Source organism: Arthrobacter sp. RT-1, assembly GCF_003367205.1.
In the GTDB taxonomy this organism is placed as follows: Bacteria; Actinomycetota; Actinomycetes; order Actinomycetales; family Micrococcaceae; genus Arthrobacter.
This window is the reverse complement of the sequence record NZ_QRGQ01000004.1, coordinates 1-25,833: the sequence shown is the minus strand read 5'-3', so window position 1 is coordinate 25,833 and position 25,833 is coordinate 1. Positions and strand designations below refer to the sequence as shown.

General features: G+C 65.3%; 22 protein-coding genes and 3 tRNA genes. 9 read left to right on the top strand and 16 right to left on the bottom strand.

Annotated features, from left to right (window positions below; translation table 11 throughout):
- Nucleotides 1–122: 122 nt before the first annotated feature.
- On the bottom strand, nt 123–980 hold the full coding sequence (gene rpsB, locus DXK94_RS05185) for a 30S ribosomal protein S2 (RefSeq protein WP_079595551.1): 858 nt from the start codon (nt 978–980) through the stop codon (nt 123–125).
- A 446-nt stretch (nt 981–1,426) separates the two neighbouring features.
- Here rpsB and DXK94_RS05180 point away from each other — a divergent pair, with 446 nt between their 5' ends.
- Entirely contained in the window at nt 1,427–1,993 is a 567-nt protein-coding gene (locus DXK94_RS05180) for a M23 family metallopeptidase (protein WP_115524134.1), read from the top strand.
- Nucleotides 1,994–2,025: 32 nt separating this feature from the next.
- Here the strand turns inward: DXK94_RS05180 and DXK94_RS05175 are convergent, their stop codons facing one another.
- Nucleotides 2,026–3,216: an acyl-CoA dehydrogenase family protein gene (locus DXK94_RS05175; RefSeq protein ID WP_115524133.1), complete on the bottom strand. Its 1,191-nt coding sequence runs from the start codon at nt 3,214–3,216 to the stop codon at nt 2,026–2,028.
- 441 nt (nt 3,217–3,657) lie between these two features.
- Between DXK94_RS05175 and DXK94_RS21885 the strand changes: the two genes are divergently transcribed.
- Entirely contained in the window at nt 3,658–3,930 is a 273-nt protein-coding gene (locus tag DXK94_RS21885; protein ID WP_395928297.1) for a helix-turn-helix domain-containing protein, read from the top strand.
- Between the two features lie 72 nt (nt 3,931–4,002).
- On the top strand, nt 4,003–4,845 hold the full coding sequence (locus DXK94_RS05165; protein ID WP_115524132.1) for a class I SAM-dependent methyltransferase: 843 nt from the start codon (nt 4,003–4,005) through the stop codon (nt 4,843–4,845).
- Between the two features lie 141 nt (nt 4,846–4,986).
- Here DXK94_RS05165 and DXK94_RS05160 read toward each other — a convergent pair whose 3' ends face one another.
- Both DXK94_RS05160 and DXK94_RS05155 read right to left on the bottom strand, forming a co-directional pair.
- Nucleotides 4,987–7,335 carry a DUF262 domain-containing protein gene (locus tag DXK94_RS05160; RefSeq protein ID WP_115524131.1) on the bottom strand — a complete coding sequence of 783 codons (2,349 nt, stop codon included), beginning with the start codon at nt 7,333–7,335 and terminating at the stop codon, nt 4,987–4,989.
- Nucleotides 7,332–9,122: a DUF262 domain-containing protein gene (locus DXK94_RS05155; RefSeq protein WP_181884742.1), complete on the bottom strand. Its 1,791-nt coding sequence runs from the start codon at nt 9,120–9,122 to the stop codon at nt 7,332–7,334. The genes DXK94_RS05160 and DXK94_RS05155 overlap by 4 nt, the downstream gene beginning before the upstream one ends.
- A 520-nt stretch (nt 9,123–9,642) precedes the next feature.
- Between DXK94_RS05155 and DXK94_RS21600 the strand changes: the two genes are divergently transcribed.
- Nucleotides 9,643–9,771: a hypothetical protein gene (locus tag DXK94_RS21600; protein ID WP_258868441.1), complete on the top strand. Its 129-nt coding sequence runs from the start codon at nt 9,643–9,645 to the stop codon at nt 9,769–9,771.
- A gap of 92 nt (nt 9,772–9,863) precedes the next feature.
- On the opposite strand, the gene DXK94_RS05150 is transcribed toward DXK94_RS21600, so the two are convergent.
- From DXK94_RS05150 to DXK94_RS05130, 5 genes are all read right to left on the bottom strand, one after another.
- Nucleotides 9,864–9,937, bottom strand: a tRNA-Ile gene (locus DXK94_RS05150).
- Nucleotides 9,938–10,015: 78 nt separating this feature from the next.
- Entirely contained in the window at nt 10,016–11,212 is a 1,197-nt protein-coding gene (locus tag DXK94_RS05145; protein WP_079595554.1) for a glycosyltransferase, read from the bottom strand.
- Between the two features lie 114 nt (nt 11,213–11,326).
- Complete coding sequence (locus DXK94_RS05140) at nt 11,327–12,235, bottom strand: DMT family transporter (RefSeq protein WP_079595555.1); 909 nt, start codon at nt 12,233–12,235, stop codon at nt 11,327–11,329.
- Nucleotides 12,235–12,858 carry a CDP-alcohol phosphatidyltransferase family protein gene (locus DXK94_RS05135; RefSeq protein ID WP_079595556.1) on the bottom strand — a complete coding sequence of 208 codons (624 nt, stop codon included), beginning with the start codon at nt 12,856–12,858 and terminating at the stop codon, nt 12,235–12,237. Before DXK94_RS05135 ends, DXK94_RS05140 begins: the two co-directional genes overlap by 1 nt.
- Before the next feature lie 118 nt (nt 12,859–12,976).
- Complete coding sequence (locus DXK94_RS05130) at nt 12,977–13,831, bottom strand: phage holin family protein (protein WP_115524129.1); 855 nt, start codon at nt 13,829–13,831, stop codon at nt 12,977–12,979.
- Nucleotides 13,832–14,008: 177 nt separating this feature from the next.
- On the opposite strand from DXK94_RS05130, the gene DXK94_RS05125 reads away from it, so the two are divergent.
- From DXK94_RS05125 to DXK94_RS05115, 3 genes are all read left to right on the top strand, one after another.
- The gene (locus DXK94_RS05125; protein ID WP_115524128.1) at nt 14,009–15,232 is read left to right on the top strand and encodes a multidrug effflux MFS transporter; all 1,224 of its coding nucleotides are present in this window, start codon (nt 14,009–14,011) and stop codon (nt 15,230–15,232) included.
- 75 nt (nt 15,233–15,307) lie between these two features.
- A complete protein-coding gene (locus tag DXK94_RS05120; RefSeq protein ID WP_115524127.1) occupies nt 15,308–15,514 on the top strand; it encodes a hypothetical protein in 207 nt (68 codons plus the stop codon).
- A gap of 72 nt (nt 15,515–15,586) precedes the next feature.
- Nucleotides 15,587–15,994 carry a hypothetical protein gene (locus tag DXK94_RS05115; RefSeq protein ID WP_115524126.1) on the top strand — a complete coding sequence of 136 codons (408 nt, stop codon included), beginning with the start codon at nt 15,587–15,589 and terminating at the stop codon, nt 15,992–15,994.
- Nucleotides 15,995–16,051: 57 nt separating this feature from the next.
- On the opposite strand, the gene DXK94_RS05110 is transcribed toward DXK94_RS05115, so the two are convergent.
- The 7 genes from DXK94_RS05110 to DXK94_RS05080 all read right to left on the bottom strand — a co-directional run bounded on the left by DXK94_RS05110 (nt 16,052) and on the right by DXK94_RS05080 (nt 23,877).
- A complete protein-coding gene (locus DXK94_RS05110; protein WP_220272956.1) occupies nt 16,052–17,257 on the bottom strand; it encodes an FAD-dependent monooxygenase in 1,206 nt (401 codons plus the stop codon).
- 145 nt (nt 17,258–17,402) lie between these two features.
- Nucleotides 17,403–17,478: transfer RNA gene (locus DXK94_RS05105), tRNA-Asn, on the bottom strand.
- A 124-nt stretch (nt 17,479–17,602) separates the two neighbouring features.
- Nucleotides 17,603–17,675 (bottom strand) — tRNA-Asn (locus DXK94_RS05100).
- 77 nt (nt 17,676–17,752) lie between these two features.
- Complete coding sequence (gene dnaG / locus DXK94_RS05095; RefSeq protein ID WP_115524125.1) at nt 17,753–19,669, bottom strand: DNA primase; 1,917 nt, start codon at nt 19,667–19,669, stop codon at nt 17,753–17,755.
- A 67-nt stretch (nt 19,670–19,736) separates the two neighbouring features.
- Entirely contained in the window at nt 19,737–21,026 is a 1,290-nt protein-coding gene (locus DXK94_RS05090) for a deoxyguanosinetriphosphate triphosphohydrolase (protein WP_079595561.1), read from the bottom strand.
- Nucleotides 21,019–22,197, bottom strand: coding sequence for a tRNA dihydrouridine synthase DusB (gene dusB, locus DXK94_RS05085; protein ID WP_079595562.1), 1,179 nt, complete (start codon nt 22,195–22,197; stop codon nt 21,019–21,021). The genes DXK94_RS05090 and dusB overlap by 8 nt, the downstream gene beginning before the upstream one ends.
- A 138-nt stretch (nt 22,198–22,335) precedes the next feature.
- Nucleotides 22,336–23,877: a YibE/F family protein gene (locus tag DXK94_RS05080; RefSeq protein ID WP_115524124.1), complete on the bottom strand. Its 1,542-nt coding sequence runs from the start codon at nt 23,875–23,877 to the stop codon at nt 22,336–22,338.
- Nucleotides 23,878–24,045: 168 nt separating this feature from the next.
- Here DXK94_RS05080 and DXK94_RS05075 point away from each other — a divergent pair, with 168 nt between their 5' ends.
- Together DXK94_RS05075 and DXK94_RS05070 are read left to right on the top strand one after the other, a co-directional pair.
- Nucleotides 24,046–24,771 (top strand): alpha/beta hydrolase, encoded by a 726-nt coding sequence (locus DXK94_RS05075; protein WP_395928294.1) that lies wholly within the window; start codon nt 24,046–24,048, stop codon nt 24,769–24,771.
- An 88-nt stretch (nt 24,772–24,859) separates the two neighbouring features.
- A complete protein-coding gene (locus DXK94_RS05070) occupies nt 24,860–25,681 on the top strand; it encodes a 1-acyl-sn-glycerol-3-phosphate acyltransferase (protein WP_115524122.1) in 822 nt (273 codons plus the stop codon).
- Nucleotides 25,682–25,833 lie beyond the last annotated feature (152 nt).

Sequence of the window (25,833 nt, the reverse complement as noted above, 5' to 3'; positions counted from 1 at the left end):
AACCCCTCTGTCTAGAAATTTGTTGTGGTGTACGGACCGACAGGACGGCAGCCCGCGAAAGCGGGCGGCCATCCTGTCAGCAGCTCCGGCTGGTAAGCGCGGAGAATCCGGATTTAGTTGTGTTACTTGGCGTCGTCGGCGGGAGCCTCGGCGGCAGCCGGGGCTTCAGCTTCTTCTGCCGGAGCAGCAGGGGCTGCCGCAGCTTCCTCGGCCTTGCTGCCTTCGAGGAGCTCGCGCTCCCACTCAGCCAGCGGCTCTTCCGGAGCTTCGGTGGCGCCCGTGCCACGGTTGTTGCGGGCGATGAGGCCCTCAGCAACGGCGTCGGCAACAACGCGGGTCAGCAGGTTCACGGAGCGGATGGCGTCGTCGTTGCCCGGGATCGGGAAGTCGACTTCGTCCGGATCGCAGTTGGTGTCCAGGATGGCAACAACCGGGATGTTCAGCTTCTTGGCCTCGTCAACGGCGAGGTGTTCCTTCTTGGTGTCCACGATCCAGAGCACGGAGGGTGCCTTGGTCAAGTTGCGGATACCGCCGAGGTTGGACTCGAGCTTGGTGAGTTCGCGCTTGAGGAGCAGCAGCTCCTTCTTGGTGTATGCGGAACCGGCGACGTCGTCGAAGTCGATCTCTTCGAGTTCCTTCATGCGCTGGATGCGCTTGGCGACAGTCTGGAAGTTGGTCAGCATACCGCCGAGCCAGCGCTGGTTCACGTAGGGCTGGCCAACGCGGGTTGCCTGCTCGGCAATTGCTTCCTGGGCCTGCTTCTTGGTGCCGACGAAGAGCACGGTGCCGCCGTGGGCAACGGTGGCCTTGACGAACTCGTAGGCGCGGTCGATGTAGGACAGCGACTGCTGAAGGTCGATGATGTAGATGCCGTTGCGCTCGGTGAAGATGAAGCGCTTCATCTTCGGGTTCCAACGGCGGGTCTGGTGTCCAAAGTGGACGCCGCTGTCAAGCAGCTGGCGCATAGTTACGACGGGCATGCCGACGCTCCTTCCGGCAGGTCATTCATGAGAGAGCCCGGAGGCTTCTTACCCTGCCAATAGTTGACGGTTGATTAGCGTGGCCCAGGCCGGGCCGTGCTCCTGGCATCCATCACGCTTCCCATCCGTGCCATAAGCACGGACCGCAGGAGGCGCGATCCTTCACAGGCGTTGCCGGGGCTTCACCATGTGGAGGGCTGGATGCGCGTAGTCAGCTGCTGCTCCCCCACACTCCTGAATGAGATGTGCCGACGCAATCCGGACAAGGGGATGCACCGCGGGGGTGAACCACTGGGACGGGAAGCGTTGAGGGCGCAGCAAACTGCTCCACCAAGTGTACTACAGGCGCCTGCGTCCGGCGGACAGCAGGTACCCTGCCCGGGGCCTTATCCACATAGGCCTGATCCGCCCTGCCGGCCCTGTTTCGGGCGGCGCATGCTGGACGCATGAAACCTCCGCTCCTCCTCGCAGCCCTCCTGCTCCTTCCCGCGTCGGTGGCCTCCACCACGCAGCCGCTGCCGTCCAGCTTCTCCCCTGCCGTTCACGCGGCCGGCACGACGGCGGCAGGGGACGCGGGCGCGGCCGTGCCCGCGCCCTCGTGGCAGTGGCCGCTAGCACCCCGCCCGAAGGTTCTGCGCAATTTCGATCCCCCGCCAAAGCCCTGGCTGAGCGGGCACCGGGGCGTGGACCTTGGGGCAGGATACGACGGCGCCCCGGTCACCTCACCTGCGGCCGGAACGGTCAGCTTCGTGGGCGTGGTGGTGGATCGGCCGGTCATCACCATTGATCACGGCAACGGGCTGCGCAGCAGTTTTGAACCGGTGGAGAGTACCCTGGCGGCGGGCAACCCGGTAGCCGCCGGACAGGTCATCGGTACCGCCCTTCCCGGGCACTGCGGGGTATCCGCCTGCATCCATTGGGGCGTCCGGCGGGGCGAGGACTATGTCAATCCCCTGCAGTTCGTGATGGACCTGCGGCCCTCCATCCTGCTGCCGCTCGGCGGTCCGCCGTAGTCCCGATGGGGGTACGGCGGCAACGGCTGCGGTCAGACGATGGCCGATATGCCGGTGATGGCCCGGCCGGTCACCAGGGTGTTGATCTCGGCGGTTCCTTCATAGGAGTAGATGGCTTCCGCATCGGCGAAGATCTTGGCCATCTCGAAGTCCGTCACGATCCCGTTGCCGCCCAGGATGCTTCGGCCGAGGGCCACGCTGTCCCGCATCCGCTCCGTGGTGAAGGCCTTGGCCAGCGCCGACTGTTCGTCCTTGGCCAGGCCGGCGTCCTCCAGCTGCGAAAGCCTGGCCATCATGCCCATGGAGCTGACGGTGTTGCCAAGGATGCGGACCAGCTGGTTCTGCACGAGCTGGAAGGAGGCCAGGGGCCTGCCGAACTGGTGGCGCTCCACGGCGTAGCGCCGGGCAACGTCGAAGGCGGCCATCTGCAGGCCAACGGCCTGCCAGGCGACGCCGAGCCGGGTGACCTTGAGGACCTTGTTGACGTCGCGGAAGCTGTTGGCGTGGGCAAGCTTGAAGAAGTCCGGCACAGTGACGTTGGTCAGGGTGATGTCGGCGTTCTGGACGGTCCGGAGCGAGATCTTGTTCTCGATCTTTGTGGCACTGAATCCTGCAAGGGTGGTGTCCACCAGGAATCCCTTGACCTGGTTGTCCTCAACATCGCGGGCGTAGATGACCACCCAGTCCGAGAAGGTGGCGTTGCCGATCCAGCGTTTGGCGCCGTTCAGGATCCAGTTGCCGCCGTCCCGCCGGGCCGTGGTGCGGGTTCCCCCGGCTACATCGCTTCCGCCCAGCGGCTCGGTGAGCCCGAAGGCGCCGATCTTCTTCAGGGCGTAGATCTCGGGAAGCCACGCGTCCTTTTGCTCCTGGGAGGCCAGGGCTTCTATGGAGCCCGTGAACAATCCGTCGTGGACGCCCATGAAGGTCGCAATGGATGCGTCAGCGCGCGTTACTTCGGCATGGAGCAGTCCCGCAAACAGGTTTGAGTAACCCTGCCGCCGGACGGGGCTCACCAGGTCGATGTCGGCGAGCTTGGGGATGAGGTCCATGGGAAATTCGCCGCGGTTCCAGCAGTCCACGGCGATGGGCCGGACCTCCCGGGCCAGGAAGTCCCTGACTTCAGCGAGCCGGTCCTGCTCCTTGGCACTGAGCAGCTGCTCAAAGGCGTAGAAGTCGCCGTCAGCATAGGGAAGGTCATTCACACTTGGCATGGACGTGGACATGGGTACCTCACAGGTGATCGGCGGTGACCGGCGCCCCCAGGGACGGGGCGCGGTAAGTTACTGGTCAGTAACATACCCCAGATCGGCCTTCCAGCAAAGAACCGGGGAGCAAAGGAACGGCTGTGGGCACAGAAAAACCGCGGCCGAAGAGGTCGGCCGCGGTTTGGGAGGAATGTAGGGCTACTCGGACTTGAACCGAGGACCTTAGGATTAGCAATTCCTGCCTTTCGTCCGTTTCCGGTGGATTCCATCACCCCGCGGATCCCAAGCAATAGCGCCCCTCGAGCGATTCCAGCTGATCATTGCCTTCCGATCCTGCTCGTTGTTTCCGGTGGGTTAGCGGTGGGCGAAAGCCACCGTATGTGTCTACCCCACCCCATTCGATGGAGGGCTGTCGGCAAGGATCTCGGTGGGCGGCGTTAGACCTTCACGGGCTCCTAGATCCGCAATGCTGTCACGCTGATCGAGGACGGGGAGCCTGGCACCCAGGTCGCCCGTGACCTCGGCCGGTCCAGGGCGACCCTGTACCGGCGATCCGAGAGTTGCCGCAAGCGACGACCATCTGAGTTCGCCTTGTGCGGTGGATGGGTGGCGATCTACGGGCATCTGCTGCGTCCCTCCGGGCCCGCCTACAAGCAAGACAGCTCAGGCTGTCATCTATCGGTGCATCAGTCGCCAGCGCACCAACGTCGCGACACCCTCCAACGACGTTGAGCAGCGGTTTTGTCGGAGGTGCCGTGCATCCTGATCTTACGAGACCGGACGCACGTAACTAGGAGAAGACAGATGACTGAAGGCCGGATTACCCAGCAGGACCTGGATTGGTGGCTGGAGTTTGCAACCTCCCTGGAGTGGACGTTCGCTAAGACCTATGCCGAGACGGCACCCCACCACTACATCGTCGAAGGGCGCACCTCGGGCGTGACCCACGAGGATATGGTTCGCGCCGCGCGCGTGATCCACACCTTCGGGCAGCCGGGCAAGTACTACTCGTTGACCAAGGTCTATCTCCTCAGCCCCGACGGGAAGTACCGCTGGTGGACCGAGGACAAGCACTTCACCGACACCACACTCGTCAACCGCGCAACCACTGGGCTGTTCTACGGAATCCAGAACGCGCCATCCACGGTCAGCGGTATCGAGTCGTCGTACGACGCGGTCGCCACTATGTGGGACGTCCTGCACCCCACCGGTTCCGGGGAGTCGAACCGTGTCAAGCGGCTCCTCGATGGTGCTCGGGGAAAGTACCCGCCCCACGTTCTCGACATCGGCTGCGGCACCGGTCGAGTGCTCGACCTTGGGCTCACCAGTGCGGACCACTACGCGGGCGTTGACTCTAGTCAGGCGATGCTCAATCTCCTGATCCGCAAGCATCCGAGGGCCGCAGCAATCTACCCGGTCGATTTCCGCGATGCACTCACCGTTAATACTTTCTCCCCGGGCCAGTTCGACTGGGTCTTCCTCGACACTGCGGTCGAGATGACGGCCGAGCAGCGCGCCAAGGTAGAGCACATCGCCCGACTCGCGATGATCATGGTCGACGGGCTCGAGTGGACTCTTCGTGATGTGCGAGAGAACTCCGTAGAGCGCATCCGCGCGGAGTCCGACTTGATGAGGGCGGCGTCATGAACAGGGACAGCGGAGCCCTCATCGCTCTAGACCCCGGGGATCACGGGGCGGGTGACTCCTGCCGCCGACAATTTTCGTTAAGGTGCGCCACTCTGGAGCGAAGGACGCAAACGCTTCGGTTGCGGCGTCCTGCGATGACCGTCAGAGGCCCTCATCTGCCAACGCGCGCACCAGTCGCACGCAGAGCTGTATCCGGTCCTCGCTATCCACTAGCCTGCCGTCTTGGGGATTCTGCTGGACCAAAACCCGCAACTGGTCGTCAGAATCGAACGCCGTCAAGGCGTTGGCGACCTTGGTCTCGACGGTCTCACGGCCGTCTGGAAGGACGAGTTCGAAGGAGTCGTCATCACAGCGGATCTCGATGCGGGACTTCTTGAGCGTAAGGCCTGGGTCGTCGCGGTGCCACCAACTTGGTTTCTCGGCATCAGAACCAAGCGAGCCGTTGACCCAGGCCGCGTGTAGCAGCGCGTCGCTGAAATAGGCGTTGTAGTTGCTACCGTGAAGCATCCGGAGGCGCTGATAAGCGAATCCGCCGATTGTGCTGTCGTAGGTGCCGTCGTAGTAGCCATCGCCCTTCGAGCTGCGGGCGCCGGAGTAGCGGACGAGGTAGTATCGCCAGTCGTAGAAGTTGCGGGACTCGCGTTCAGCGAGCCATTGGGCGCGGATCGCATCGAGGGCGTCGCTCGGCTGATTCGTACCGGTCGCCGCCCGTGTGGCGATGTCGTCCAGCAGAGCCATCAGCGGCTCGCGCATGTTCGCGAGATTCGCCCGAGACCCCGTGGTGAGCATGTCGCTCCAGGAGTCGTCCTTTTGGGAACTTCCGAGCTGGCGACGCCTTCCCGCCCAGCCAACATCGCGTGAGTAGTCCCCTTTCGTGAGCAGCGCGGCGCCGAGCAGGTCGCGCAGTTCCTGCCGGCTCACGTCTGCGAATGCTTCAGCGCGTGCTTCCAGCGTGGCTGCATCGAGCTCGAACGCCATGATGCGTCCGCGAACCAGTGGGTGGTCTTCGAGTTGATGCACGGCGTCAATGGCTTCCGGGTGCTCGTCCAGAAACGACCATTTGAGGACCTCATCGGCAACCCAATCGCTTCGGAAGGCCCCTGAATCCTCCAGCTCGCCGTGAACGATCAGCTTCTCGGTCTGTGCCACGTAGGCAGGCATGCGATTGAAGTCGAGGAATGCGGCAGTGACATTGCGTAGAGAACGCAGGCGCTTGGCTATCTCGGCCTGACTTATCGTGTCGTCGGCCTGTCGCGCGAGCAGGACTCCGAAGAGGAGCAGCGTCTCTTGTGCCGTGAAGTCGGACGCGTACCGGAGGAGGCAGCCACCGAACAGGTCAGGAGTTGTGGAGAAGAGCGGAATCGGTCCTTCCCCGACGCCGCCGGCGGTGAACAGCTTGCTGAACTCGGCGCTCGGGTCGGGAGGAACTCTGATGTGGGTGCCGGGACCGGCGTCGATCCACGTGTCGAACGCGTGGAAGAAGAAGTCTCGATTCCGAGCGGCATGTTCGTTGTCGGGGTCGGCGAAGGCGAGTCGGGCTCGTTCCTCGATCGGCCATAGCCTTCGTGCCTGCTTGTCGTGCCACTTTCGGTCAGGTTTCCCGTCGCGCCACTCACAGATTTCGATGATGAACGTGAGGTACCGCTCAAACTCGTCGTCGATCTTGTAGTCGCTCGCCGCTCGCTTCTCGTACTCCCAGAGCAGGTCAGCCCAGGCTCCGTCGATGCTCTCGACGAGGTGCTTGTGCCAGTCAGGGTCGGCTGACTTGATGATGCTTTCGAAGTCCGCCTTGAAGACCTCAAACGTCGTCAGTGGCTTCCCGCGCGAGTTCATCTTGATATAGAGGTCTTCGCCGTGGGCGATATCGACGACGGGGAGGAACAGGAACCATATGGCGCTGTTTTGGACGTCGGCGGGGCGAGCTGCGAGCCGGTTCCAGATGGCGTCGATTTCGTCGGTGTGCGGGTCGAGCCGTCGATGGATCGCGTCGAGGATGACGAGCATCGATGAGATGGTCGGGTCGTGGCGCCACGGGTAGACGTACCACGGCTGGTCGCTGATCCAAGCCGATGGAGAGGCCAGCCCGCCGGGATACGCGTTGTTGGCGATGGTCTGGGTGAAGTCTCTAGCTGTCGGCCGGGTCGAGTAGGAGAAGCGCAGCCAAGGGGCGTCCGGGTCGAGCTTGTCTGCGCGCGAAGCGACGTACCAGTGCAGTAGGAACAGCGTAGTGAGGCGTTGTTGGCCATCGAGTGGCTGCAGGATTCCGGCTTGAACGTCGCCGTACACGAAGTCGAGGCCCATGTGTCTGTCAGTCGTGGCGGCTTCGATGACCTTGTCCAGGAAGCGGTCCCGGAGGGCGCTGACCTCCTCGTCAGCTCGGCCCTGCGCGAAGTCACGTTGGATGATCGGGATCTCGATCTCAGTGATACGGGGACAGTCTCCGACGGGTTCGTCGAATAGGCCGAGGAACGTGACTGGGTAGCCTTTCATGCGTGGACCTCGTTAGCGGGAGAGCTCTCGACAATCAGGAAGCGCTTCACCTTGTCGATCAACGCAGTGAGGTAGTGGGCCTGATCCTGTGGACCCCACAAGGAGAGTTGCTGGTCGGCCGCGGCCGTGTAGTACTTCAAGAAGACGTTGCGGGTGCAGGGCAGGATGTAGGCCCCATCCTGGTCGAGCCCGATCACTTGTTCGCGTTTGAGGGCGAAGACCGCGTTGTTCAGTTTGCTGTTGAGGTCGCGTTGGAGCAGCGCGAGATTGCCGAGTCCGTGCGTGTCCTCATCGGCGGCGTCAGCGTCAGGAGCGCTGAACAACGCCAGGACCTGCCTGAAGATCCAGTCGAAACTCCGCTCATCGGTCTTACCGTCGGCCATGGCCAGATGAGCGTTGATCTTATCGATGATCCCGTCCACACCGGGACGCTGATCTCGCGGCCAGTGAGACTCTTCGATCTTCTTCCTGTGCGTCCGTAGCCAGTCTCGACGCTCGGGCTCCTTCTCGAAGGCCTCGGAGTTCTGTGCGTGGATGTGCTCCAGCGACCAGTTATCGACATAGGCGTGGAACGAGAAGCGGCTCCCGATGTCGCTGCTGCCGAGCACGGTCTCAACATTCATGAGGAGCAGCACCTCGGTGCACTTACCGTTATCCTTCCCGTAGCGCAGGAGGGAAACCTTGTCAGTACTTAGACCAAGGCGCTTGCGCGTTCGCTCAACGAGCACCTCTCGGAAGACCGACTGCGTCCGGGATCGGGATAGGTCGATAAGTTCTTGGATCGAGTCACCGACCTGGATGAGGTAGCCGATCCGATGGTAGAGATCGCGGTCTTGGAACCACCCCGTCAGCAGTCCGTGACGCTCGACGACGTCCCGCCAGAAGGCGGCCGTTCCCCGCTCGGCGATATCCTCCTGGACTTTGCCGAAGGTCCAGTAGCGGGGCCGTTCTCTTAGACCCGCCTTCGGCGTCATGGACTCGAAGAGGAAGTCGATATGCGTCGCTCTTTCGGTCGATGAACGCGTGAGGAATGCCCAGAACTGCGGCTCACGAAGATCCCTCTCGAACCCGTCCCATTGGGCAGCGATCTCCTGTTGCCGCCCCGACTTGCCGCCGGTTCCGCCGCTGTTTGACAGCACCAGCGCCTTAATCAACTCGGAGTCCGTCAGCGGGATGCGATCACGATTCAGGCGCGTAAAAAGTGCGGTGGCGTCGGTGCCCGGCGGCGCCTCGTACCAGATGACGTAAACCCAGTTAGCAAGCGCCGTGTGGAAATTGATAGCGGCCTGCGTGACGTTCGGCTGTTCGTCGAACCACTCTCCGATAACCTCGTACGCCTGGGCGATGTGGTAGTAGTCGATGTTCTCATCACGGCGCGAGAAGTCGAGAGTCTCCAGGAAGTCGCGGCTACCTAATCGGGTTTCGTAGGTAAGCAGATAGTCCAACTTCGAGCCGGCGATCTTCGTGGCGACGTACTTCGTGATCAGGAACAGGGTTGTTAGGCGCTGCTGGCCGTCGACGAGCTCCCAGCTCACACCATCGCGCTTCAACACGACGACCGGCTGGAGGTAATAAGCGGTGGGCGCGCCCCCGCCAGCTTCACCCTTGTGGGTCTTGATGTCCTCCAAAAGTTGGCGTACTTCGTCGCGTCCCCAGCGGTAGCCGCGCTGGTACGCGGCGACGAAGAACTCGCCTTGGATGAACGGCTTGTCGTCATCGCCCTTCATCACGAGCCGGGGCTCAATCGTCGCCTCCGATCGAGCTGGTTGGTCAGCATCTTCTCCCATAAGAAAACACTCTAGTGGGATGCCCCGACAGATTGGGTGGATTGCGATGACGTGGGTCCCGACGGCGGGGCGCAGCGCACGCCTGACTCCTGAGAGAAACCGGCGGCTTCCAGATCCCGGACCTGCAGTGCCTTGTCCCGCTCGGCCGAGCTCACCCGCGCGGAACGCAGGCGCCCCACCGGTTCCGCTCCCCGGTGTCCCATCAAAGGTCCCATTGCAGAAATTCCGAGAACGCTGATGCGCCATGACTGAACCCCGGGCACATCTGTTGCATAAGATCGGCAACCGACCCCAATGCAACGCAGTATCAGCAGTCCCTAGCGATTCGTTGTGTATTGGTGTACTCCAATGCAACATCGGTTGGAGAGAGATGGGTTGTATTCCGGGACGTGGCTGGCGGACGCGCTGGGTCTCGCAGATTCTTGGCTAAGAACTTCGATGTCACCACAGTCTGCCCCCTGATATCTCGTTCCCTAGTGGTGATCGGACGGTAGGAACCCTGCTGGAGGCCTCCTCAGGCATGGCCGTGGCGTCCGCCCAGCTGGGGCACTCCAGCGAGAACGTCACGCGGAAGCACTACGTCCAGAAGACCCACGAGGCCCCAGACAACACGACTCTGCTGGAGGCATTCGGCCAGCGCATGGAATGATTCCGGTGGGTTTCCGGTGGATGCCTACCTTAGAACTTCAAAAGAGAAGAGCCCCTGATCTGCGTTTCCGCAGGTCAGGGGCTCGTTCCGTGTAGGGCTACTCGGACTTGAACCGAGGACCTTAGGATTATGAGTCCCGCGCTCTAACCAGCTGAGCTATAGCCCCGTGCGCCCTGCAGATCCCGATCCGTTCGGATGTCGGCTCCAGCAGGGCAAAAACACTCTAGCAAACCCCGGAAGGGGTTTAGACCACCTTGTCTTCGAAGCCCGCGCCGCGGTACAGGTCCTCGAAGGTCTGCAGAGTGCCCTGGATGCTGTGCGGCTCCACCATTTGCCGGCTGGCCTGGCCCATGGCCTCGCGCTGGTCCTTTGGAAGCTCCAGGATCTGGGTGATCTTCTTGGCGAGGTCATCGCTGTCATTCGGTGTGAAGAGGTAGCCGTTTTCACCGTCGCGCACCAGGTGCGGCAGCGCCATGGCGTCCGCCAGCACCACCGGGGTGGAGGCAGACATGGCCTCCAGGGTCACCAGCGACTGCAGCTCAGCGGTGCCGGGCATGCAGAAGAGATCAGCCTGGATGTAGGCCTTCCGCAGGTCTTCGTCGCTCGCGAGGCCAAGGAACTTCACCCGGCTGCCCAGGCCGAGCCGCTGCACCAGCTCCTCAAGGGAGGCGCGCACCTCGCCGCCGCCCACGATTTCCAAATGCACGTTCAGTTCCGGGGGCGTTTTGCCGATTGCCCTGATGAGCACGTCCACATGCTTTTCTTCCGCGAGCCGGCCCGCGAACATGACGGTGGGGTGCGGGTGCGGCTCAATCTGCTCGCCGGGCTGGAGCTCGTAGGCGGCAGAATCGATACCGTTGGAGAGCGGCAGGACCTTCCGGAGGAATGCGTGCTCGTGCATGGCTTTGGCCGCCAGTGGTGTTGGTGTGGTGACCACGTCCGCCTTGCCCATCACCTTGCCCATGTCCTTCCAGGAGATGCGCCCGATGATGTCCTTGAACCACTGGGGAAACGGCAGGAACGGGTTGAGGTTTTCCGGCATGAAGTGATTGGTGGCCACGATCCTGACGCCGCGCTTCACGGCTTCATACAGGACGTGCTCGCCGATCATGTAGTGGCTTTGGATGTGGACAACATCCGGCTTGACGCGGTCGAACAGCAGGCTGATTTCCTTTTTGATCTCCCAGGGAAAACAGATCCGGAAGGTTTCGTGGGTGGGCACGCTGTGAGAGCGGAGCCGGTGCACGGTGGCTTCGTCGCGGAATTCGCTAAAGCTCTTGCCCTTGCCGTTGCGGCAGGCCAGGACGTGGACGTTGTGCCCGCGGCCGGTCATTCCCTTGGCCAGGCGGTAGCCGAACTGGGCTGCGCCGTTGATGTCGGGCGGATAGGTGTCAGCAGCGATCAGGATGGTCAGCGGCGTCTGGTCGGCGGGCGTGGTCACGTGGAGAACTCCTGATGGTCACGGTGCGGACAGCGTCGACTGACTGCACGTCTGGCCTGGCATGTGGCGCCGGGGCTTCGTGGAACTGCTGGATCTGGTAGGCGGGAATGGGGGCTAGTGGGACGGCCTGCCCGCGGCCTTCCGCGCGTCCTTCTTGCGCTTGGTGACCTCGGGATGGTGCCTGGAAAGGGCGATAACCCCAACGATAGCAAGGGAAGCGGCGGTTCCCATGGCAATCGCCATGACGGCGTGCACATCCGGCCGCAGTTCCCCCAGGATGACGATTCCGATGGCGATCCCCACGATGGGGTCGATCACCGTCAGTCCGGCGATCACCAGGTCCGGCGGACCCGAGGAGTATGCGCTTTGGACGAACCAGGACCCCAGCCCGCCGGCGGCAACGAGTGCCACCACGGAGTACCACTGCACGTTCAGCAGGAAGAGGCCGTTGGGATCCAGCATGTGCTTGCCGATGATCCGGGTGAGGACGGCCACGAAGCCAAAGAGGACTCCGGCGCCCAGGATATAGACGAAAGCGTTGATCCGGTGCTTGAACATAACGGCCAAAGTGCCGAAGAGCCCGACGGCAAGCGCCAGCAGCAGCACGATGGTGAGCTCCGCGTCCAGGCTCACATGATGGTTCTCCTGCGTCACGTTAACGGCAAGGAGGACAAAGAGCGCGGAGCCCGTCACGCAGGCCGCGATCGCCACCACCGTGGCCCGGTTGATGGTGAGGTCCTGGTCCTTGGCGTTGATGACGGTGGTGATGACCAGCGCAATGGCACCGATTGGCTGGACAACTGTGAGCGGGGCGGACACGAGCGCCACCGCGTTCATGGCCATCCCGGCACCAAGCAGCAGGAGTCCGAAGACCCAGCGGGGATTGCGGAGCAGGCGGAGGAAACCGTTGGAGCTCAGGGCCAGGCCGCCGGTGTCAGCCTTGACGGCGCTTCCCTGGCGCTGGGCACCAAGGGCGAGGCAGAAGGCCCCAAGCAGCGCAAGCACGACGGCGACCCACACCATCAGGTGGTCCCGCCGTCGTGCCCGGTGCGCATCCTGCCCTTGCGCAGGATCGCCCAGAAGTAGTTGTACGCAGCGATCCAATGGCCCAGCAGGCCCAGCCCGAGCACAATCCAGGCGGCCACGAACAATCCGTCCGAGAACCCGGTGTCCAGCCGGGAGAGGAGCAGCATCGGCGTGCCCAGGAGCAGCAGCCCGGTCCGCACCTTGCCAACAGCGCTGACAGGAAGGTCGGGATGGCCGCCGAACAGCGAGAGTGTCAGCACCAGGAGTACCGCGTCCGGGATGACCAGCGCCGCCAGGTACAGCCAGTGCACGACGCCGGCAATCACCAGGGTGATGGCGACGGCGATCAGCGCCAGGCGGTCGGCGATGGGGTCCAGGACCCGCCCGAGCTTGGAGGCCTGGTCAAAGCGGCGGGCAACGTACCCGTCAATCCAGTCGGTACTGGCCATCACCGCAAGGACAACCACACCGGCGCCGTACTCCTTCCGCGCCAGGACGAGCCAGATGAAGAGTGGGACCCCCATGAACCGGACCACGGTGAGCAGGTTTGGGATGGTGAAAACCCGGTCATGGTCCACTTGGGGGCGGCCGGGACGGGCGCCGGCACCAATAAACTTCACCCGTCCCCCTTTCCTTCCTGCTGCCTGGTCGGCGCGGTCCTGCAGTTGTTGGCTTGCTGCATCAGTCCTGCGGTTGTGCCCGGGCGTGCTGGCGGCCGGCAGCCCTGGCAAACCCGTGCTAGTAGGTTCGAAGAAGCTTACGGAGCAGGACCACCAGAACGGTGCCTGCGGCAGCCAAAGCTGCCAGCGGCCTCCAGCGTTTCTGCAGCCCCTCGGTGGATGCGGCCAGGGTGGCCAGCCGTTCGCTGGCCGCGTCCATGCCGCGCCCTGCGATGGCCTGGCCCTGGCGCAGTTTGCCCTGGGCGGCCGCGAGCAGGTACTGCGCCTGGGTCTTGACGTCCAGTTCGGTGCCGAGTTCGTCGCGGACGTCGGTGAGGTGGTGGCGCCGCTGGTTGAGGCGGCGTGCGAGCTCGGGTTCGGAGGCGTGCGGGTATTCCTTGTCGTGCTCGGCTGTCTTGGCCGCCTTCTCCGCCTTGGCCTTGGCCGCGGCCTCTTCCCTGGCGGCCTTGGCAGCTTTCGCTTCGGGGGTGTTCGGGTCAAGGACCGCAGGGTTGAAGGCCGAACCTTCCTTGGCAATACCGATATCGTGCCTGATGCCCCGGATGGTTTCCTCCGGCATCAGTGGCATGGCCTTCTTGAATTTGCGGAAGCCGATCAGGCCGCCGATGAGGGCGATCAGCAGGAAGGCCGCTGACACCAGGAGGGCGGCCAGCCAGGCGGGCATGATGGTGGCCAGTCCCATGATGGCCGCGACGATGAGTCCGACCACCAGGAAGACGAGGAAGACCAGGGCGACGGCGAAGAAGGCGGCCGCTACTCCGAGCTGGATGCCTTTGCGCTTGAGCTCAATCTTGGCGAAGGCGATCTCATCGTTCAGCTGGCGCGGGGCCAGCCGGAAAAGGAGTTTAAGCGTCCTGGGCAGCGCGGTGATGCGCAATCCCGGGCTGGTCCGCCCGCTGTGACGTCCGCTCATCGGTTCCGCCTTACTGGTTATGGTCGATCCGGCTTCCATATGCTGCGGGAAAAGTGCCTCGGCACAGTCCCCGCCCCAAAACTACCATTCAGGTTCAGGCCGAACTTCGGGGCTTGCCGGACGGCACGGCCTACAACGCTGAAAAAATAGATGGTGCCGGGCCTAGGATGGTAATCCGTGACCACTCCCTCCAATCCAGGCGACTTGCTGACCCGACGCCGGAAACTTCTGTACATTCTCCTTCTCGGCGCGCTGACCGCCCTGGGGCCGTTCACGATCGACCTGTACCTGCCGGCGTTCCCGGCGCTGGAGGCGAGCCTTGGCGTGACCGAGGCCCAGGTCCAGCTCACCCTCGCCGGGACCACCCTGGGGTTCGCGTTCGGCCAGCTGGTGGTGGGCCCCTTCAGCGACAAATTCGGCAGGCGCAACCCGCTGATCCTGGCGACGGCACTGCACATCGCGGCGTCGCTGGGAGCGGCGCTGTCCACTGACATCACCACCCTGGGCATCTTCCGCGTCCTGATGGGTATCGGCGCGGCCGGAGGCGGCGTGGTGGCAATGGCCATGGTCCGGGACCTGTTCTCCGGCTACGCCATGGTGCGGATGTTCTCCCGCATGAGCCTGGTCAACGGCCTGGCACCCATCCTGGCGCCCGTGATCGGATCCCAGCTGCTGCTGGTGATGGCCTGGCCCGGGATCTTTGTCTTCCTGGCCTCCTACGGCACCCTGGTCATCATTGCCGCGCTGTTCCTGGTCCGCGAGACCCTCCCGCCGGAAAAGCGTGGGCAAAGCGGCATGACGGCCCGGCAGCGCTACAAGGTCCTTTTCAGCGACCGGATCTTTGTGGGTCTCCTTTTGGTGGCAGGGCTGAACTTCGGCGGCCTCTTCACCTATCTGTCCGCCTCTCCTTTCCTCTTCCAGGACGTGTTCGGATTCTCGGCGCAGGAGTACGGGCTGCTGTTCGGGATCAACTCCCTGGGCATCGTGGCGGGCGTACAAACCAGTTCGCGGCTGATCAGGAGGGTGCCGCCGCAGTGGATCCTGGCCGGCGCCACGGCCTGGATGTTCCTGATGGCAATGCTGATCGTGCTGTTCGACCAGCTGGGCCTGGGCCTGTGGGGCGTGATGGTTCCACTGTGGTTCTACATCATGGGCACCGGTTTTATGTTCCCCTGCGTCCAGGTGCTGGCCCTCGCCAGCCACGCCTCCCAGGCCGGAACCGCCGCCTCCCTGCTGGGTGCCGCCACCTTCATGATGGCCGGCCTGATCTCGCCGGTGGTGGGCTGGCTGGGCATCACCAGCGCCACGCCCATGGGAGCGGTGCAGGCAGCCTGTATCCTGCTGGCCATCGCAGCCCTCTGGCTCGTGGTCCGCCCGCGCACCGTGCCGTCCATCCACTGAACAGGGCATCAAGGAACACGGCCATCAAGGAGCAGGGTTCTCAAGGAACAGGGCCATTAAGGAGCGGGCAACCCAATGACCGGCGATTCATTGCATGGAAGGAAGAAGCGCAAGCCGCACCGGAACGGAAGGGGACTCTTCCTCGGCGCGGTGCTTGGCGCCGTCGTCGGCTACTTTGCGGGGCGGGCACTGGGAAACCCTGCCCTGGGCATCGCGCTGGGAGCGGTGGCCGGCGCGGCATTGCTGTACCGGGTCAACCCGGGCCCCTGGAAGCGCCGCTGACGCCTGCACCAGCCGCGGCGCCGCGCCGCTCCATCTGCCGCGCAAAGCCCTTGCCGCGATAAAATAATGTCTGTGCCCAGCTGGCAGGATCCACAGCCGCTTCCGGCCACATGGCAACGGTGCGATGCCGGAATTCTGCCACTGTGGTGGGACCGGCTGTGCGCCCAGACCGGCGAGCAGTCTGCCGCGCTCTACGCCGCCGGGCTCTTCACCGAGGACCGCCGACGGCCCATCGCCCAATGGTTCAATCCCGCCTTCAACGCCGCCCTGCTCGTGGCCCCGGAGACCTCCCCGGAATGGCCGGTGCAGCGCTTTGGAATCTTCTACGCGCCCCCGGACACCGGGTTCGTCCGGATCCACTCGGCACCGCACGAATGGAACCCGCGCCAGCCCCGGAAGTCCCCCACCGAAAAGGAAGCTTTCCAGGCCGCCATTGTGGAAGCCGAGAGGTTCCTGCAGGTGGAAATGGACTTCGTCTGAAGCCCGTCAGGAAACCGGAGCCAGCCCGTCAGGAAACCGGCACCGGGCCCCCGCACCTCACTGCGGCGGCCGGGGACGAACCGCCACAGCCGGGTGGTCCCAGCGCATCACGAAATCTGCCTGGCGGAGCGCAGCGGAGCTGCCGAACAGTCCCATGGCCCGCAGCACTCCATTCCGGAGCACTTGCCCGGCCGGGTTCCGCATCGTGGCGAACCGGGCAACCTGCGAGGACCGGCGGACAATGAGTGAGGTCCTCGGCATCCGGGCTGCGGTGTAGTCCGCCAGTCCTTGCGCGATGCTGCCGGACCTGTCGAGGACGTACGCGAGGGTGACGGCATCCTCAATGGCCTGGCAAGCCCCCTGCCCCAGGTTCGGAGCCATGGCGTGCGCTGCATCGCCCAGAATTGCTGCCCTGCCACGGTGGAAGGCCGGCAGCGGTACCTGCATTGAGTGGATGTCGGCGCGCAGGACCGCCTCTTCATCGATCCGCCTGATGACTTCCGGAACAGGGGGACGCAGGCCGCCAAACCGGCGCACCAGTTCGGCCTTCTCCTCGGCCCCGGTCCGCCGCGGCATCGGTTCATCCGCCGCCGCCTCGGCAAAGACGTACAGCCGCCCGTCCTTCATCGGCAGCATGCCGAACTCTCCGCCGCGGCTCCACGTGGTGCCCACCTGGTAGTCGATGCCGGCCGAAGGCACCAGCGCCTGCCAGGCCGTTAATCCGGCAAACACCGGTCCGGGACACCCGGGAAAGAGCGCTGCCCTGGCTGCCGAGTGGATGCCATCCGCCGCGACCAGCACGTCGCCGCACAGCACTTCCCCTGTTTCAAGGGTGACCTCACCTGTGTCTGCATCCAGGCCGGCAACCGGTGTCCCGAGCCGCAGCGAGCCAGGCGGAAGGTTGGCGGCCAGCATCTCCACGAGCTCGGCGCGGCGCAGCACCACTGCCGGATGGCCGTACCGCTCCTCGGCCAGGGAGGCGTCGTTGCGGGACAACCAGCCGCCCCGCGCGGTCCGGATGCCGCTCTCGCCCTGCAAGGTGGCAAGGGAATGGATCTGTTCCACGATGCCGCCGGGGATGGCGTCAAGGGCCCGCTGCGCGTTCGGGGCCATGATCAGGGCGTACCCCACGGGCCGGAGGGCCGCCGTCCGCTCCAGGACCTGGACGTCCCAGCCCTTGCCGGCCAGCGCCAGCCCGGCAGTGAGCCCGCCAATGCCCGCGCCGATAACTATCGCCCGGCGCTTCGCTGTACCTGTCATCATCCGCCCCTGTCCGCGGCACGGCACCAGCACCCGCCCTCCCCCATCATGCTCCCGGGCACAGCTCATGAGAAGAGTCACTGCCGGGAGGATGGGCGGCAAGAAAAAATCCCCGTTCCTCATGGCTGAGGAACGGGGATTTTCCGGCTGGCTCCTCCTGCTGGACTTGAACCAGCAACCCTTCGATTAACAGTCGAATGCTCTGCCAATTGAGCTAAGGAGGAATGAAGCAGGTATGACATTAGCAAAGGATTCCGGCGAATGTGAAATCGGCGGATTTGCGGACCGGATTGCCGTTCGCGGGGATAAAAAAATCCCCGTTCCGGAGGCCGGAACGGGGATTGTGCGCTCCTCCTGCTGGACTTGAACCAGCAACCCTTCGATTAACAGTCGAATGCTCTGCCAATTGAGCTAAGGAGGAATGAAGCGGGTATTAGCCTAGCAAACACCTGCCCGGGAAATGAAATCGGCGCTTTGCGGAGGGGCCGGACACGGGGGCTAGGCCTCCGCCCGCAGTGCCCGGCGTTCCATCTCCAGCATCATCAGCTCACGGTTGAGCCGCTGGTAGGTTTCCGGGTCCGCCGCAGGGTCCAGCCGCTGCAGCTGCCCCATCTTGTCCGCCTTGACCCTGGTGATCTGCAACTCGAAGAGCCGGGAGAGGATGTCCCGGCAGTACTTCTGCACCGCCTCCTCCGTGCTTGCCGGCAGCGGCACCACCGCGAGCTCGGACACCAGCGGCCGCAGGGGCTCGGGAACCTCGTGCATCACGTGCTCCACCCACCGCACCGGATCGTTCACCAGGCCCGCGCCGGTGGCGCGCATGGCATCGTGGACGGCCTGGAACGCCGGCGTGGCGAACCGGGCAGCGGCAAACCGCTCCCAGACCCCGCCGCCCAGCAGTGCGGGCTCCTGGAGGGCCACTTCGAGCGCCTGGCGCTCCATGGAGGCGACAGGGTCCCGCGGGTCGGGCCGGTGGAAGGAAGGAACAGCGCCCGACGCCGGCCCTGTGGCAACGCCTGGCCCGCCGGCTTGGGCGGTCGGAGCGGACGTCCGGGGAGCGGCGGCAGGAGCCCCTCCCTGGTCACCGCGTTTCACGGCGGCGTTGACGAGCCTCAGCACCTCGTTGGGATCCGGCATCCCCAGCCAGCCTGTGAGCTCCTGGCAGTAGCCCGTCCGGGTGGAAGCGTCACGGATGCCCGCCACCACCGGCACAGAGGCTTTCAGGCCCTGCACCCGCCCCTCCACGGTGTCCAGGTTGAACTGTTTCAGGGTGGTGCGGATGGCGAATTCGAACAGGGGCCGGCGGGACTGCACCAGGGCATGAACGGCTTCGTCGCCCCTGCTTTGGCGCAGGTCGCAGGGATCGGCACCTGTGGGTTCCACCGCCACGTACGTCTGCGCGGTGAAGCGCTGGTCTTCCTCGAAGGCCCGCAGCGCGGCCTTCTGGCCGGCGGCGTCGCCGTCGAAAGTGAACACCACCTCTCCCCCGGTGCCGTCGTCGGAGAGCAGCCGCCGGGCAATCTTGATGTGCTCGGTGCCGAACGCGGTGCCGCAGGTGGCCACCGCCGTCGTGATTCCTGCCAGGTGGCACGCCATCACGTCGGTGTAGCCCTCCACCACCACCAGCTGGCGGTCCTTGGCGATGCTGCGCTTGGCGAGGTCAATGCCGTAGAGGACCTGGGATTTTTTGTACAGGGCGGTCTCGGGGGTGTTGAGGTACTTGGGCCCCTGGTCGTCCTCGTAGAGCTTGCGGGCACCAAAGCCGATGGTGTCCCCGGCGATGTCCTTGATGGGCCAGATGAGGCGGCCGCGGAAGCGGTCGTAGATGCCGCGGTTGCCCTCGGAGAACATGCCCGTGAGCTTCAGTTCGGCGTCGGTGAAGCCGCGGCCGCGGAGGTGCTTGAGGAGGGCGTCCCAGCCCTGGGGGGCGTAGCCGCAGCCGAAGTGTTCCGCTGCGGCCCGGTCGAAGCCGCGGCCGTGCAGGAAGGTCCGTGCCTCCGCCGCGCCCGGCGTCAGCAGCTGGGCGCGGAAGAATTCGTCCGCGATTTTGTGGGCGTCCAGCAGCCGCTGCCGGCGCCCCACCTCCTCGCGGTTGGGGCCGGTGCCGCCGTCCTCGTACCGGAGCTCGTAACCGATGCGTGCGGCAAGTTTCTCCACGGCCTCCTGGAAGGAGCTGTGGTCCTGCTTCTGGACGAAGGCAATGACATCGCCGTCCTCACCACAGCCAAAGCAGTGGTAACGGCCCACCTGGGGACGGACGGTGAACGACGGCGAGCGCTCGTCGTGGAACGGGCACAGGCCCTTGAAGGTCCCCAGCCCGGCACCCTTGAGCGTGACATAGCCGTCAACCACTTCCTTGATGTCCGTGCGCTGGCGTACTTCGTCAATATCTTCGCGTTTGATCAGCCCAGCCACAGAGCAATCCTAATGCGGGGGTACGACGGCGGAAGCCGCCTTATGGCGTTCCTCACCACAGTGCGCATCACCACAGCGACGGCAGGCTCCCCACCAGGCGCTCGTACAAGGCCAGGGCGGAACCGTCCGTGAGGGAGGCCACCTGGTCGATCACCACACGCAGCCGGGCGCCGTCGTCGGGGGCGTCCCGCCAGTCGGCAGCGAACATGGGCTCCAGGTGCCGGTCACCGGTGGCGCTCAGGGCGGTCACCAGGGCGTGGAGCACCTCGCGCTGGCGTTCGTAAATGGGCTGCCGGTGCTCCGTGGTCATCACGAACGTGGTGGCCAGACCCTTCATGACGGCGATTTCCATCACCGTTTCATCCGGGACCATGAGCTCGGCGTTGTAGCGCGTGAGCCGGCCGGGGCCGTACACAGCACGGGTAGTTTCGAGGGCGCTCTGGCAGAACCGGCCGATCAGCTGGCTGGTCATGTTCTTCAGGGCGGCCATGGATTTGCGGCTGCCGTCCGCCTCCCGCACCCACACATCGGTGGCTTCCAGACGGGCCAACGCGGCGTCAATGGCGGCGGGGTCGTTGTGCGGCAGGTACCACTGCTTGGCGTAGCCCACAACACGGGCGCGGTGGTCAGGGTTGTCCATCCAGCGGAGCTGGAAGTGGCCGGCGACGATCGCGTCCTCCACGTCGTGGACCGAGTACGAAATGTCGTCCGCGAGGTCCATCACCTGTGCTTCCAGGCAGGACCGGCGCTCGGGGGCGCCCTGCCGGATCCAGGTGAAGATGGGCAGGTCATCCTCGTAGGCGCCGAACTTGCTGGTCCGCTGGCCGTGGATGACCGGGGCTTCCAGTGCGGACCAGGGGTATTTGGCGGCCGCGTCCAGGCTCGCCCGGGTGAGGTTCAGCCCGGCGGGCAGGCCATCCGCCGTCAGCACCTTGGGCTCCAGTCGGGTCAGCAGCCGCAGGGTCTGGGCGTTGCCCTCGAACCCGCCGATGGCATGCGCCACCTCGTTCAGCGCCGACTCCCCGTTGTGGCCGAAGGGCGGGTGCCCGAGGTCGTGGCTCAGGCAGGCGGTATCCACCACGTCGGGGTCGCAGCCCAGGGCGCGGCCGAGTTCGCGGCCCACCTGCGCCACCTCCAGGCTGTGGGTCAGCCGGGTCCGGACGAAGTCGTCGGTATCCGGGGCCACCACCTGGGTTTTGGCACCCAGCCGGCGCAGGGCGGAAGAATGCAGGACGCGGGCGCGGTCCCGCTCAAAATCGGAGCGGTACGTGCTTTTCGGCGGCTCCTCCACCCAGCGGGCGGAATCGTCGGCATCGTAACCGGGCAGCACCGGCGCGGCCGTGCGCGCCTCAGCCACCGGAGACGTCCAGCTCTGCTGCCGAAATGTCCCTGGACTGGTCGTCGTTCAGGGCACGGGACTCCAGCCAGTCCTTGGGCAGGGCGGGCTTCTTGGGTGATCCGGCACGGCCGCGCGGGCCCTCCGCGTCACCGCCCGGATACGGCGAGTCAAGGTCCAGTTCGGCCAGGGTATCGCGCAGCACTTCGAGGCTGGTCACCAGCGCCAGCCGGGTGCGCAGCTCTCCGCCCACCACGTAGCCCTTGAAGTACCAGGCGATGTGCTTGCGGATCTCGCGCAGCGCCTTGCCTTCGTCGCCGAAGGTCTCCACCATCAGCTCGGCATGGCGGTAGACGCCCTCGGCCACCTGGCGCAGGTTGGGCCGGAAGCGGGTGTCGCTGCCTTCGAACGCCGCCTGCAGATCGCCGAACAGCCACGGCCGGCCCTGGCAGCCTCGGCCCACCACCACGCCGTCCACCCCGGTTTCGCGGACCATCCGGACGGCGTCCTCCGCCGACCAGATGTCGCCGTTGCCCAGCACCGGGATATCCGGGAGGGCTTCGCGGAGCCGCGCGATGGCGGACCAGTCCGCTTGGCCCGAGTAGAACTGGGCGGCGGTGCGGCCGTGAAGCGCGACGGCGGCGACGCCGGAATCGCGGGCGATGCGGCCGGCGTCGAGGTACGTCAGGTGGTCCTCGTCAATGCCCTTGCGCATCTTGATGGTCAGCGGGATGTTGCCCCTGGAGGCTTCCTTCACGGCAGTCTGGACGATGGACGTGAAGAGGTCGATCTTCCAGGGCAGGGCGGATCCGCCGCCGCGCCGGGTGACCTTGGGGACGGGGCAGCCGAAGTTCAGGTCGATGTGGTCCGCCCTGTCCTCCTCCACAAGCATCCGCACTGCCTGGCCCACCGTCACCGGATCCACGCCGTACAGCTGGACGGACCGGACCTTCTCGTCGTCGTCGTGGGAAATGATGCGAAGGGACTCGGGGGTCCGCTCCACCAACGCGCGGGAGGTAACCATCTCCGCCACGTACATGCCGCCGCCGTATTCACGGCAGAGCCTGCGGAAGGCAGAGTTGGTGATCCCGGCCATGGGTGCCAGGATCACCGGCGTGTCCACGGTGATGGGACCCAGCTTCAGGGGCGGGAGTTCCAGCTTGGGAGCGGGAGTAGTTGCTGCAACAGTCACCATTCCATTGTTGCAAAGCCGGACAAATCGGGTGGCCCGACCCGGATGGCCTCCACCGGCCTGGGTTAGCGGTGCTCGGTCAGGGGGCTGGAGAGCGCCCGTCCGGTCAGTGGCATTCGCGGTCAGCGGCGTTCGCGGTCAGGGGCGTTCCCGGTCAGCAGCGGCCCGGCGGCCGCGGCGGGTAAGCGGCGCGCCCTCCTGACCATCAGCCGAGTCCAGACGTTGAGCGGCACCCGGACCTTCACCGGCGCCGGCACCTGCAGCGGCGCCTGGTTGTGCGGCAACGCGCCGGGCCCGTCCTTCCAACGCCGCGGCTGCGAGCACACCGGTGTCCGCGACATCGTCCAGGCTGTGGCCGGTGCCGGCATGCAGTGCACTGGCATCTTGTGCACTGGCACCGCGTGGCTGGGATCCGCCGCCCGAGGCCGGGGCAGGGGCTTCGGCGGCGGCTGCACCGGCGTTGATGCCGGTCGCCTTGACCACCAGCACCGCGATGAGGGTGGTTACCGGGATGGCCAGGACCAGCCCGATGGAGCCGACGAGCGTCCTGATGACTTCTTCGGAGAGCTCTGCGCTGGTCAGCGTCTCCCCCAGCGGCCGGTCGTAGAGCATCACGATGATGAGGATGGGCAGCGCCGCACCGGCGTACGCGAAGGCAATGGTGTAGACCGTGGAGGCGATGTGGTCGCGGCCAATCCGCATGGCGGAGGTGAACAGCTTCCGCGCGCTGCTGCCCGGGGCCAGTTCGTACAGTTCCCACACGGCGGAGGACTGGGTGATGGTGACGTCGTTCAGGACGCCCAGGCCGGAGATAATGAGCCCGCACAGGATCACGCCGGAGATGGAGATGTTGGCTGAGGTGTTGACCAGGGTGGTGGCGTCGTGGTTGCCCACGCCCGCGAGGTTGGCGGCATTCGTGGCCCAGGCGGCCAGGAGCGCCGTAATGCCCAGGCCGAAGATGGTGCCCAGCAGCGCGGTGGAGGTCCGGGCCGAGAATCCGTGGGCGAAGTACAGGACCCCGATCATGATCACGGTGGACCCCACCAGCGCCAGCAGCAGGGGCGGCTTCCCTTCCACGAGGCCCGGAAGCATGAAGCTGGCCAGCACGAAGTAGGCGCCGACCAGCCCGACGAGCGCGCGGAAGCCCCGCCACCGCGCCACGGCGATGACCACGGCTGCGTACAGCAGGGCCAGCAGCACGATGGGCAGGGTCCGCACAAAGTCCACGAAGATGTAGGCGGGCGAACCCTGCGAGGCCGAGGCGCCCTGGGCATTGGACAGGTTCAGGTAGCGGATCTGGTCCCCGGGCTTGACGCCGTGGGACTTGGCGACGTCCGGGTTGATGACCACTTTGACGGGGCTGCCGCCCTTGTCCGGTTCGGTGAAGGCGAAGGTGCAGTCCGATCCCTGCTGGCCCGGGCTTTGGGTGGGCGCCTGCCCGTCCTGGGCCTGGGGCGTTTGGTTCTGCTGGCTGGCGCCTTGCATGCAGTTTTCCGTCACCACGCTTTGGATGGTGCCCGTATCGAAGGTCACTCCAGGGGCAGCCGAGTACGGGTTGGCCAGCGAGATGCCTTCCTTGCTTCCGGAGGGCCAGAGCATGGCCATCCCGGCCAGGGTCAGCAGGGTGATGGGAATGAGCACCGCTGCCAGGATCCGGTTGGCCTTCCTCCGGGCAGCCATCGCCTGCGGCGTCGGCTCCGAATGACCTGTAGAAGCGTGGGAATGGCCGGCGCCCATCAGCAGTGAAACCTCATACGTTGAACTCTACGTCCGGCACCGTAGGGTTGATAAATGGATCATTGGGAGGTACCAGGCGTGACCAACCGAAGCGCTGAAGACAGCAGCAAACTGCCCTCCGGCGGCGTCCCCCCGGCACCCGGCCACCAGGCCGTGCTGAGTGTGCTTGAGGCCTCCGGTCCCACCAGGGGCGTGGCCCTGGTGCTCCACGGCGGCAAGTCCCATAGCCGCGAACCGGTGGAAGCCCTGCACCTGAGCCCGGCCCGTATGGTGCCCTTCGCGAGGCACCTGCACCGCGTCGGGCGGAAACATGGGCTGGCGGTCTGGTCGCTGCGCAACAGCGTCCGCGGGTGGAACGGGCCGGACATGTCCCCGGTGCAGGACGCCCGGTGGGCGCTGCGGCAGATCGAAGAGCAGCATCCCGGCGTGCCCGTATTCCTGGTGGGCCATTCCATGGGCGGGCTGACGGCTGTTTGCGCCGCCGGCCATCCCCAGGTGGAAGCGGTGGTGGCGCTGGCTCCCTGGCTCAGCCCGCAAACGCCGACCTCAGGGGTCGCCGGCAGGAAGGTCCTGATCGTGCACGGGACCCTGGACCGGTGGACCAGCCCGTCCCAGTCGCTGGCGTTCGCGCGGCGGGGCTCAGAGGCAGCGGCCAGCATGCAGTACGTGGCGTTGAAAGGGGCTGGCCACTTCATGCTCCGCAAGGTCCGTTTGTGGCAGATCCTGGCCACCGGGTTCGTCATCAAGGCGTTCAGCGAAAGCACCGGCGCCACTGTCCGGCCGCCCCGCGCCTTCGGGCAACTCCTGCCTGAATCGTCCGTCCAGGTGACCCTGTGAGCCGTTTACCCGGAACGCCTTCCTGGCGACTCTTCATTGGCCCCAGACGGGCCTGAAACCCGGATTCCCCGAACAGCTGGAGACATGCATGCCATGGCATCCGCCGCCCAGTGACCGTTTCTACCGGCTGATTGTCCGCCTGGGCCAGGTCCTCCGGTGGGCGTTCCGGATCACCATCCTTCCCACCGGGCTGGAACATGTGCCGGCACCCGGCCTGCGCCATGGCATCGCGCGGACTGTGGTGCCCGGCTCCGGCGCCGTCTTTGCCATCACGCACTTTGGCTACCTGGACTTCGCGGCGTCCGAACTGGTCCTGTGGAAGCATTCCCGCGCCCACATGCGCTTCATGATCCATCAGGGGGCGGCCGACCACTGGCTGGCAGGCCCGGCTATCAGTGCTACAAACAGCGTGGTGGTGGGGTACACCGAACGCGCCGGCGCTTTTGACGAGGCGGTGGCCAGGCTCAGGAACGGCGAATACCTGGCCGTGTTTCCGGAAGCGGGAGTGAGCAGGAGCTTCATGGTCCGGGAGTGCAAAACAGGTGCCGTACGAATGGCAGCCGAAGCAGGCGTCCCCGTCCTCCCGGTCTCGGTGTGGGGCGCGCACCGGCTCTTGACACGGGGGCAGCGGTTTTCCCCGCGGAGGGCATGGCGTGCACCGGTCCGGGTGCATTACGGCGAACCGCTCCGGTTCCCGACTGGTGTGGACGCGGACCGCGAAACCGAACTCCTGCGCCGCACGCTGCAGGCGGGCGTCGATGCCTGCATCGCGGACTTCCCGCTGAAACCGGAGCCCGGTGCCTGGTGGATGCCGCGTCACCTGGGCGGCGGCGCGCCGTCCGAAGCCGAGCGGCAGGCGCTGGACGCCCAGGACGCCGCCAGGGGCCGCCGTCGGACCCCCCGAAAGTAGGGAGCGCCAAGTGTCCTTGTGGAGGTCCACAACGACACTTGGCGCTACCTGGTTGGGCGGGGCCCGGACGAAGCGTCAGTCCGAAACCACGAGGGTTTCGGCGCCGGCGAGCCTGGCTTTCCCGCTGTCGAGGAGGGGTTCGACGGCGGCGC